The sequence below is a fragment of the uncultured Aquabacterium sp. genome, from assembly GCF_947366995.1.
In the GTDB taxonomy this organism is placed as follows: domain Bacteria; phylum Pseudomonadota; class Gammaproteobacteria; order Burkholderiales; family Burkholderiaceae_C; genus Aquabacterium.
Genome location: NZ_CANBCC010000026.1, coordinates 36,943 through 47,234, shown reverse-complemented (window position 1 = coordinate 47,234; position 10,292 = coordinate 36,943). Strand labels below are relative to the sequence as shown.

At 66.9% G+C, this 10,292-nt stretch carries 9 protein-coding genes; 5 read left to right on the top strand and 4 right to left on the bottom strand.

What is annotated here, in order from left to right; translation table 11 throughout:
* The first annotated feature begins 158 nt into the window (after window positions 1–158).
* On the top strand, window positions 159–1,175 hold the full coding sequence (gene lipA / locus Q0Z44_RS09150; RefSeq protein ID WP_298011892.1) for a lipoyl synthase: 1,017 nt from the start codon (window positions 159–161) through the stop codon (window positions 1,173–1,175).
* A 14-nt stretch (window positions 1,176–1,189) separates the two neighbouring features.
* On the opposite strand, the gene Q0Z44_RS09145 is transcribed toward lipA, so the two are convergent.
* The gene (locus Q0Z44_RS09145; RefSeq protein WP_298011891.1) at window positions 1,190–2,221 is read right to left on the bottom strand and encodes a patatin-like phospholipase family protein; all 1,032 of its coding nucleotides are present in this window, start codon (window positions 2,219–2,221) and stop codon (window positions 1,190–1,192) included.
* 207 nt (window positions 2,222–2,428) lie between these two features.
* On the opposite strand from Q0Z44_RS09145, the gene Q0Z44_RS09140 reads away from it, so the two are divergent.
* Both Q0Z44_RS09140 and ybaK read left to right on the top strand, forming a co-directional pair.
* Window positions 2,429–3,172 carry a helix-turn-helix transcriptional regulator gene (locus tag Q0Z44_RS09140; protein WP_298011888.1) on the top strand — a complete coding sequence of 248 codons (744 nt, stop codon included), beginning with the start codon at window positions 2,429–2,431 and terminating at the stop codon, window positions 3,170–3,172.
* On the top strand, window positions 3,106–3,594 hold the full coding sequence (gene ybaK / locus Q0Z44_RS09135) for a Cys-tRNA(Pro) deacylase (RefSeq protein ID WP_109034150.1): 489 nt from the start codon (window positions 3,106–3,108) through the stop codon (window positions 3,592–3,594). Before Q0Z44_RS09140 ends, ybaK begins: the two co-directional genes overlap by 67 nt.
* Before the next feature lie 22 nt (window positions 3,595–3,616).
* Here ybaK and Q0Z44_RS09130 read toward each other — a convergent pair whose 3' ends face one another.
* Window positions 3,617–4,339 carry a TetR/AcrR family transcriptional regulator gene (locus Q0Z44_RS09130; RefSeq protein WP_298011886.1) on the bottom strand — a complete coding sequence of 241 codons (723 nt, stop codon included), beginning with the start codon at window positions 4,337–4,339 and terminating at the stop codon, window positions 3,617–3,619.
* A 222-nt stretch (window positions 4,340–4,561) separates the two neighbouring features.
* On the opposite strand from Q0Z44_RS09130, the gene Q0Z44_RS09125 reads away from it, so the two are divergent.
* Both Q0Z44_RS09125 and Q0Z44_RS09120 read left to right on the top strand, forming a co-directional pair.
* Complete coding sequence (locus Q0Z44_RS09125; protein ID WP_298011884.1) at window positions 4,562–5,404, top strand: SDR family NAD(P)-dependent oxidoreductase; 843 nt, start codon at window positions 4,562–4,564, stop codon at window positions 5,402–5,404.
* A gap of 28 nt (window positions 5,405–5,432) precedes the next feature.
* Entirely contained in the window at window positions 5,433–6,416 is a 984-nt protein-coding gene (locus Q0Z44_RS09120; protein WP_298011883.1) for an alpha/beta hydrolase, read from the top strand.
* 76 nt (window positions 6,417–6,492) lie between these two features.
* Here Q0Z44_RS09120 and Q0Z44_RS09115 read toward each other — a convergent pair whose 3' ends face one another.
* Together Q0Z44_RS09115 and Q0Z44_RS09110 are read right to left on the bottom strand one after the other, a co-directional pair.
* Complete coding sequence (locus tag Q0Z44_RS09115; RefSeq protein WP_298011899.1) at window positions 6,493–8,208, bottom strand: AMP-binding protein; 1,716 nt, start codon at window positions 8,206–8,208, stop codon at window positions 6,493–6,495.
* Between the two features lie 225 nt (window positions 8,209–8,433).
* Entirely contained in the window at window positions 8,434–10,254 is a 1,821-nt protein-coding gene (locus tag Q0Z44_RS09110) for an acyl-CoA dehydrogenase C-terminal domain-containing protein (protein WP_298011882.1), read from the bottom strand.
* Between the last annotated feature and the right edge of the window lie 38 nt (window positions 10,255–10,292).

The following is a 10,292-nucleotide window of genomic DNA, read 5'->3' as shown; positions in this document are numbered from 1 at the left end:
TCCGAGGGGCCCGCTGCAGCCCCTCCGCGCCCTGAGCACGGGCAGATCGGCTACAGTCCCGGCTGGCCACGTCACCCATGTGGCCACTGTTGGCCGCAGGGCGCCTATCCGGCGTCCTGGCGGTCGCTCCGGCAGCCCCGCCACCCAGACCCCGCGCCATGACCACTGAACGCACCCCGTCCGCCCCGGCTTCCGACACCCCCGCAGCCGGCCAGCCCGCCTACGACCCCACGGCCAAGCAGAAGGCCCAGGCCAAAACGGCCCGCATCCCCATCAAAGTGGTGCCCGCCGGCGAGGTGCTGAAGAAGCCGGACTGGATCCGCGTGAAGGCGGGTTCGCCCACCACGCGCTTCTACGAGATCAAGGACATCCTGCGCGAGCACAAGCTGCACACGGTGTGTGAAGAGGCCTCGTGCCCCAACATCGGTGAATGCTTCGGGCACGGTACGGCCACGTTCATGATCATGGGCGACAAGTGCACGCGCCGCTGCCCGTTCTGCGACGTGGGCCACGGCCGCCCCGATCCGCTCGACGTGAACGAGCCGGCCAACCTGGCCAAGACCATCGCGGCGCTCAAGCTCAAGTACGTGGTGATCACCAGCGTGGACCGCGATGACCTGCGTGATGGCGGCGCCGGTCATTTCGTCGAGTGCATCAAGCAGGTCCGCGAGCAGTCGCCGGCCACACGCATCGAGATCCTCGTGCCCGACTTCCGCGGCCGCGACGACCGCGCGCTCGAGATCCTCAAGGCCGCGCCGCCCGACGTGATGAACCACAACCTCGAGACCGCGCCACGCCTGTACAAGGAAGCGCGCCCGGGTTCTGACTACCAGTTCAGCCTGAACCTGCTCAAGAAGTTCAAGGCGCTGCACCCCGATGTGCCAACCAAGAGCGGCATCATGGTGGGCCTGGGCGAGACCGATGAAGAGGTGTATCAGGTGATGCGCGACATGCGCGCGCATGACATCGACATGATCACCATCGGCCAGTACCTGGCGCCGTCGGGCCACCATCTGCCGGTGCGTCGCTACGTGCACCCGGACACCTTCAAGGCCTACGAGCAGGCCGCCCGCGAGATGGGCTTCACCCACGCCGCGGTGGGCGCCATGGTGCGCTCAAGCTACCATGCCGACCAGCAGGCAGCGCAGGCCGGGGTGACGGTCGACGGCGCCTGAGTTGGCGCCCCGTCTCAGGTGTAGTGCGACAAGGGCACGGTGGGGCGGCGGCCCAGGTGGGCAAAGTTGTCCTGTAGCCAGGCGTCTGCCGCAACGCGACCGACGCCGTGCAGCCGCAGCAGGTGCGGCCATCCCGCCTGCAGCTTGCTGCTGGCGTCCAGGCTGACCCGGTCCTTCTCGGTGTCGATGCGGTGCAGGCGCAGTGCGCCGATGCGCTGGAACAGCGTCGCCCGTCGGGGTGGGCCTGCGCCGTCATTCTTTTCCTCCTGCAGCGCGGCCTGAACCAGGGCCAGCGTGCGCAGGTCCTTGAGCAGTGCGCTGTTGAAGGTGATCTCGTTGGTGCGGTCCATGATCTGCTGCTGGGTCACCGGCAGCGCCTGGCGGTTCGACGGGTTGATCTGCACCAGCATCAGGTCGTCGCTGCCGCCCTCTGCCACCAGCGGCAGCAGCGGCGGGTTACCCACGAAGCCGCCGTCCCAGTAGGCCTCTCCGTCGACATCCACCGAGCCGAACAGCTGGGGCAGGCACGCCGAGGCCAGCAGGACGTCGACGCTGAGTTCGTGCTGCCGGAAGAGCTTGAGTTCGCCCGTGCGCACATGGGTGGCCGACACGTACACCTGCACCTTGTTGCAGGCCCGAACCCGGTCGAAGTCGACGCTGGCGCGGACGATCTCGCCCAGGGTGTGAGTGCCCGGCAGGTACTGGCGGGGCGACCAGAGCGACATCCAGCCCGCCATCCACTGGATGGGCAAGGGGGTGCCCTGGTCGCCGGTGAAGGCGTGAACCCATCCACCGGGGGCCGCCCGGCCCACCGCGGTCCAGAACCGGCGCAGGGCTTCGCGGGCGCCGGCGCGGCCTCCCGCGTGCAAGCCATCGGCCAGAACCGCAGCGTTCATGGCGCCGGCGCTGGCCCCGCTGACGGCTTCGATCTCCAGGCGCTCGTCTTCCAGCAGGCGGTCGAGCACGCCCCAGGTGAAGGCGCCGTGGGCACCCCCTCCCTGAAGCGCCAGTTTGATCTGCTTGCGGTGGCGTGTGGTGCTGGCCATGTGGCGTGGTGGTCTGTCCTGCGCCCATTCTGACGGGAGGGGACGGCCGATCGCCTTATCCCTTCGGCGTGACAGGGCCCTCGAAAGGGGGGAAGAGGCGTCCGGAATCCTTTATTGTCAACGTGCCGACAGTTATCATGCTGTTATCGCACTGCTAGTTTCCGGGTGCGCCATGACGACAAACCAGAATCGGGATCAGGGGTGGCCATGCCAGCCAGTTCGAACCAACTTGGGGTGCCCGGCGGCGCGGGCGCGGGCGCGGCCCTGACTCCCCGCCAGTTCGCGGTGGGGGCCCTGGTGGCCCAGGGATTGACGAATGCGGAGGTGGCCGAGCGACTCGGGCTGAGCGTCGCCACCGTGAAGGTCTACCGCCGGGAAGCGATGCAGCGGCTGGGGGCGGCCTCGCCGGTTCAACTGGTGCGGCACTTCCTGGGTGTGCCGGCTTCGGCCGCCCCGGGCATGGGCGCTCGGCTGGTACGGCCTCTGCAGGCCCACGTGGTCGACACCGACGCCACCGCGCGGCGCGGGCTGCTACAGGCCCTGCGGCGCCGCGGCATCCCGGCGCAGGAGCACGCGGGGGTGGCGGCGTTGCTGCACGAGGGGGCACCGGCCGCCACCGACGTGGTGCTGATGTCGCTGTGTCCGCCGGCGTTTGCGTGGGATGAGCGCGCATTCGAGCCGGCTGGCGCACTGCGGCGTGCCAGCGACTGCGGGCTCCTGCTGCTGCTGCCCAGCTACCACATGGGGCACTGGACGGCCGCGCGCGAGGCCGGCGCCGACGGCGTCTTCAGCCGCCCGGTGGACTTCCGCGAACTGCACCTGGCGGTGATGAACCTGTATGCGCGGCTCGGCCATGGCGCGTCAGTCGACGTAGACTCGCCTTCATGGCCCGCAAGACCCCCCATGTCAGCGAAACCCCAGCCACTCAATGGCTCAAGGCTCATGGCGTGAGCTACACCGAGCACGCCTACGACTACGTCGACCACGGTGGCACGGCAGAATCGGCACGCCAGTTGGGCTGGCCTGAACACCAGGTCATCAAGACGCTGGTGATGGAAGACGAGCGCGGTGACCCGCTGGTCGTCCTGATGCACGGTGATCGGCAGGTCAGCACCAAGAATCTGGCCCGCGCCATCGGCGTGAAGTCGGTGCAGCCTTGCAAGCCGGAGGTGGCGCAGCGGCACAGCGGCTATCTCGTGGGTGGCACGTCGCCGTTCGGTACGCGCAAGGCGCTGCCGGTCTATGTGGAAGCGAGCGTGCTGGCGCTGGAGCGCATCCTCATCAACGGCGGGCGCCGCGGCTTTCTGGTGGGCCTGGCGCCCGCGGTGCTCGAGACCGTGCTGGGCGCGCGCCCGGTGCAGTGCGCGATCTGACCTGGCCCCCGGCCTGAGCGATTCAGGCGGGCTCGCTCTGGCGGGTCGCCACCGGCGGCAGCCGGGCTTCGACGTCGCGCGCGTACAGGATGGCCGCCTGGAACAGCGAGAACGTGTTGCGCAGCACGTCTTCCAGGGGAGCGCGACAGCGGTCGGCCACCCATTTGGTCGCAATGCGGGTGTTCGAGCCGACCAGACCTTGCGCCAGCATGTGGTGGTTCAGCCCGGCCTCGGGCAGCCGCGGAAACATCTGCGTCATGAAGCCCTGGATGAGCAGCGCGAAGTCCTCTTGCGCCTTGTCGAAGGCCGTCTGCATCTCGCCACCCACGTTCAGCGCGTCGATCAGCGCAACGCGCGCGCGGCGGGGGTCGTCGCGGATGAACTCGAAGAACGCGCGCAGGGCGGCTTCGGCCAGCTTGTCGGGTTCGGGCTCGCTGCGCGCCAGCGCCATCACGGTGGCCTGCATCAGGTCCCGGCTCACCTCTGCGTAGACCGAGCGGAAGAGGTCCTCCATGCCTTCAAAGGACTCATAGAAGTAGCGTGAGGTGAGCTGCGCCTGCTTGCAGACATCGCGCACGGTGGACTGGTGGTAGCCCTGGTCACCGAACACGGCCAGGGCCGCCTCGATCAGCCGGGCGCGCCGCTGGCGCTGGCGCTCTTCGGAATCGACGCCGCCATAACGCCGGCCCGACGTCCCCGCGGTGGAGGGGGGGTCAGGGTTAACCCGATTTCTGGAAACGGCCATTGTCAAATAGTATTTTTGAGATTGATCGTTGTCAAATCCGACGCGACACCGAGGCCGGTGCGCACGCGAGGACTGCGGTACGGTGCCCAAAAGTATGGCACGTCGGGCGACTTCGCTGCCGGCGGTGTGCATACGGATGTGCTCTGACTGCCGTCGGCCGCGCCGGAAAGGCAGCGCTCAGGCTGTTTTCGCTCCACCCTCACATCACCAGGCACACCGTACATGAAGGACTTCCGCAACAAGGTCGCCGCCATCACAGGCGCAGCATCGGGCATGGGGCGCACGCTGGCGCTCGAGCTGGCGCGCCGCGGCTGCCACCTCTCACTGAGCGACGTGAACGAGCGTGGTCTGGCGGAGACGGCGTCGATGGCGGCCGCCCTGGGCGTCAAAGTGACCACGGCCAAAGTCAACGTGGCCGACTTCGAGGCCATGACGGCGTGGGCCGACGACACGGCCCGCACCCACGGCAAGGTCAACCTGGTCTTCAACAACGCAGGCGTGGCGCTGGGCGCCTTCTGTGAGAGTGTGAGCCGCAAGGACTTCGAGTGGATCATGGGCATCAATTTCTGGGGTGTGGTCAACGGCACCCAGGCCTTCCTGCCGCACCTCAAGCGCGCGGGTGAGGGCCACATCGTCAACACCTCCAGCCTCTTCGGCCTGCTGGCCACGCCCACGCAGGGCACCTACAACGCCAGCAAGTTTGCCGTGCGGGGCTACACCGAGGCGCTGCGCCAGGAGCTCGACATGATGAAGTGCGGCGTGAGCGCCACCTGCGTGCACCCGGGCGGCATCCGGACCAACATCGCCCGCGATGCCAAGATGGACGCCAGCATCGACAAGGCGACCGGTGGCAAGTCGGAGGTGGCCCGTGCCAAGTTCGACAAGCTGCTCAATGCCACGAGCGCCGAAAGCGCTGCCTTGCAGATCCTGAGGGCGGTCGAGGGCAACCAGCGACGCGTGCTGGTCGGGATGGACGCCAAGTTCCTCGACAAGCTGGTGCGCGTGCTGGGCAGCGCCTACCAGCCCCTCACCACCTTCTTCGCCAAGAAGAGCATGCTGGGCTGAGCCCGTGCCCGCCCCCGGAGTGCACCCCATGTCTGCTGTCATGAAGACCCCTCACGCCCCCACCCGTCCAGACGGCCCGATCCAGCGCACCTATGCGCCGGTGCCCGGTGCCCGCGAGCGCATCGTCGCCGCCATGATGCGCACCAGCCTGCGCACCTTCTTCAAGCCGGTGATCAAGCCGCCGATGCCGGTCGGCCTGCAGCGGGCCGTGCTGCACACGCTGTCGGTGATGATGCCGCCGGGTGGCGGGGTGCGCGTCGAGCACGTGAAGCTGGGCGCCATGGCCGCCGAGCGCATCACGCCCAAGGCCAACCCCAAGCCGCGGCACGCGCTGCTGTACCTGCACGGTGGCGCCTTCTGTGCCGGCAGCCCGCGCAGCCACCGCAGCATCACCTCACGCCTGAGCCGCATGGCCGACTGCGAGGTGCTGGCCATCCATTACCGCCGCGTGCCCGAGTACCCGTTTCCGGCGCAGATCGAAGACGCCGTGACGGGCTTCAAGGACCTGCTGCAGCGCGGCTACCGGCCGGAGCACATCGCGGTGGCGGGCGACTCGGCAGGCGGCACGCTGACGCTGCTGGTGTTCAAGGCGCTGGAGCGCGAGGGGCTGCCCACGCCCAAGTGCCTGGTGATGATGTCGCCGGCGTTCGACGCACGGCTCAACAGCGACAGCGTCAAGAAGTACAAGAAGCTCGATCCGATGATCAACATCGAGTGGGGCATGCAGGGCTTTGCCTGGTATCGCCCGCAGCACGACCACCCGCTGGCCTTTCCGAAGCGACAGGACCTGAGCACACTGCCGCCCACGCTGGTGCAGGTCGGCGAAATCGAGGTGCTGCACGACGACTCGGTGTGGCTGCTGCACGCAGCCAAGCGCTTCGACCGCCACGTGGAGCTCGAGATCTACCAGGACCGCTGGCACGTGTTCCAGATCCACGCCGGCATGATGCCCAGTGCCACGCAGGCGCTGGCGCGCCAGGCGGCGTTCCTGAAGCAGCACTGGGGTGCCTGAAAGCGCTCGGCGCGCATCGCCATGAAAAAGGCCACCCTGGGGTGGCCTTTTGCGTTCCGGGTGGGGCGAGCGTTGCTCAGGCCACCTTCTTGCGCCGCGCCATCGCAGCCAGCTCTTCGTCGCGCAGGTCCTTGCGCAGGATCTTGCCCACGTTGCTCATTGGCAGGTCTTCGCGGAACTCGATGTACTTTGGCCGCTTGTAGCCCGTGAGCTGGTCCTTGCAGTAGGCGGCGACGTCCTCTTCCGACAGGCTGTAGTCCTTGCGCACCACGAACAGCTTGACGGCCTCGCCAGAGCGTTCGTCCGGCACGCCGATGGCGCAGCACTCGGTCACGCCGGGGTGCAGGCTCACCACCTGCTCGATCTCGTTCGGGTACACGTTGAAGCCGGACACCAGGATCATGTCCTTCTTGCGGTCGACGATCTTGATGAGGCCGTCTGCCGCCATCACGCCGATGTCGCCGGTGCGGAAGAAGCCGTCGGGGGTCATCACCTTCGCCGTCTCTTCCGGGCGCTTCCAGTAACCTGCCATCACTTGCGGGCCGCGCACGGCGATCTCGCCGGCTTCGCCCTGGGCCACGGGCTGACCCTGTTCATCGAGCAGCGCCACCTCGGTGGAGGGCAGCGGGTAGCCGATCGCACCGTTGTACTGGCGGTTGTCGAGCCGGTTGACCGTCACCACCGGTGAGGTCTCCGACAGGCCATAGCCTTCGACGATGGGCACGCCCGTGATGCGTTGCCACGCCTCGGCCGTGGCCTGCTGCACCGCCATGCCGCCGCCGTTGCACACCTTCAGGCGCGAGAAGTCGAGCTCGGCGAATTCCGGCTCTTCGACCAACGCGTTGTACAGCGTGTTGACCGCCGGGAACTGCGTGATCTGGAACTTCTTGAGCGTCTCGATCAGCTTGCCGACATTGCGGGCGTTGTCGATCATCACGTTCAGCGTGCCCATGCGTGCGCTCAGGAAGTAGCACACCGTCAGCGCAAACACGTGGTACAGCGGCAGGGCCACCACGTTGACCAACTGGCCTTGCACCTTGTCAAGCTCGGGCTTGAACCATGCCTCGCATTGCAGGATGTTGGCGACCAGGTTGCGGTGCGTGAGCGTGGCGCCCTTCGACACGCCGGTGGTGCCGCCGGTGTACTGCAGGAAGGCCACGTCGCTGCCCTTCAGCGCGGGGCGGCCATATGGCAGACGCTTGCCTTCGGCAAGGGCGCGCTTCATCGGGGTCAGCTGCCGGCGGCCGTCATTCGGCAGTTGGAAGTCGATCACGTGCTTGTCGACATTGCGCGACCTGTACGTCATCCACGGGCCCTTGATGGCGCCGAACACATCGCCCAGCGAGGCCAGCACGATGTGCCGGACGGGCGTGCGGTCGATCACCTCCTGCACGGTTGGGCCGAAGTACTCGAGCACGATGATCGCCTCGGCGCCCGCGTCGTTCAACTGGTGCTCCAGCTCGCGCGGGGTGTACATGGGGTTCACGTTGACGACCACGTAGCCGGCGCGGAGGATGCCGGCGATGGCAACGGCATAGTGCGGCACATTGGGCATCATCACAGCCACACGGGCTCCGGGGCTCAGGCGTTGAGCCTGGAGCCAGGCGGCCAGCTGCCGGGACTGGGCGTCGATGTCGGCAAACGTCCAGCGCGACCCCATGTAGGCCATCATGTCCTTGCGGGCATGGGTTCGGAACGCATCCTCCAGCAGATCGACCAGCGAGGGGTGGGCGTCGGGGTCGATCGTGGCGGGCACGCCGGGCCCGTATTGCGTCAACCAGGGTTTGTCCATCATCTCTTGCCTCAGTAAAGCGGAATCATCTGAAAACGATGGATGTCATTTTGGCTGACGAAGATCAAGGTGTCACCCCTGGTTCGTGTGCGAAAGCGATGTCCGGCGTGGTCACATCGGGTTAATCCTGATGGGGCGTGTGCGCCGGCCATGAAAAAGCCCGGCGTGCGCTGGGCAGGCCGGGCCGTGAGCGCGCCGCCGGTGGGCCGCGCATCAAAGGGGGCGTCAGACGAAGCTGAAGTGCTCGTTGTCCATCTGCATGATGGAGCGGGTCGGCGACAGCATGGTCTTCTTGTGGGCGTTGGCGCGCGGAGCGAGGCGCTCGAAGAAGAACTCGGCCGTCTGGAGCTTGGCGGTGTAGAACTCCTTCGACTCCTTGCCACCCCGGGCCAGTTTTTCCTTCGCCACGATGGCCTGCTTGAGCCAGAAGTGGCCCATCATCGCGAAGCCGGCGTACATCAGGAAGTCATAGCAGGCGGCGCTGACGACATCACGGTCCTTGTTGGCGCGCAGCATGATCTTGACGGTGATCCACTTCCACTCGAGCGCGCGCTTGAACGAGGCGCGCGCCATCGTGCCGACGGCGTCACCGTCCAGCAGGTGCGGCTTGGCCAGCGCAATCATCTCGTTGGTGAAGTTGAAGATGCACTTGCCGCGCGACTGCAGCAGCGTCTTGCGGCCCAGCAGGTCCAGCGCCTGGATGCCGGTCGTGCCTTCGTACAGCGTGGAGATGCGCGCGTCGCGGGCGATCTGCTCCATGCCGTGCTCCTTGATGTAGCCATGTCCGCCGAAGACCTGCATGCCGAGGTTGGCGCACTCCAGGCCCATCTCGGTGATGAAGCCCTTCAGGATGGGCGTGTAGAAGCCCAGCTTGTCGTCGTAGGCCTCGTACTTGGCCTGGTCGCCTGTGGCCACGCCGGCCACCATGTGGTCGGCCAGCTTGGCGGCTACGTAGATCATGGCGCGGGCGCCTTCGGCAACGGCGCGCTGCGTCAGCAACATGCGGCGCACGTCGGCGTGCCAGATCAGGGCGTCGTTCGGGTGGTCGGCGTCCTTCTTGCCCGACAGCGCCCGCATCGAGCGCCGCTCCTTGGCATAGGGCAGCGAGCCCTGGTAGGACAGCTCGGCGTGGGCCAGGCCCTGCACGGCTGTGCCGATGCGGGCGGTGTTCATGAAGGTGAACATGGCCTCCAGACCCTTGTTGGGCTCGGCAATCATGTAGCCGGTCGCGCCATCGAAGTTCATCACGCAGGTGGCTGAGGCGCGGATGCCCATCTTGTGTTCGAGCGCACCGGCGCGCACGGCGTTGCGCTCACCCACGCTGCCGTCCTTGTTGACGAGGAACTTCGGCACGATGAACAGCGAGATGCCCCGGGTGCCCTTGGGCGCATCGGGCAGGCGGGCCAGCACGATGTGGATGATGTTCTCGGCCAGATCGTGTTCGCCCGACGAGATGAAGATCTTCGTGCCGGTGAGCTTGAAGGTGCCGTCGGGCTGGGGTTCGGCCTTGGTCTTGACCTGACCCAGGTCGGTGCCGCACTGCGGTTCGGTCAGGCACATCGTGCCTGTCCATTCGCCGCTGACCAGCGGGGGCATGTAGGTGGCCTTCTGCTCGGTCGAGCCGAACTGGAACACCGTGTTCATGCAGCCGAGGCTCAGACCGGGGTACATGGTGAACGACCAGTTGGCCGTGCCCATCATCTCGGCCTTCAGCAGGTTGAGCGACATCGGCAGCTCCTGCCCGCCGTATTCCTTGGGGTGCGACAGACCCTGCCAGCCGCCCGCCACATACTCGGCGTAAGCTTCCTTGAAGCCCTTGGGCGTGGTGACTTCACCGTCCTTCAGCGTGCAGCCCTCCAAGTCGCCCGGCAGGTTCAGCGGAGCCAGCACCTCTTCGCAGAACGTGGCACAGCCCTCCAGGATGGCGTCCACCATGTCAGGCGACGCCTCTTCGCCATTGGGCAGGCTCTTGAAGTGGCCCTCGAAATCAAAGACTTCGTTGAGCAGGAAGCGCATGTCGCGCAAAGGCGCCTTGTACTGCGGCATAGGTCGTCACCTCGGTCAGGGTCATGGGAGGGTGTCGA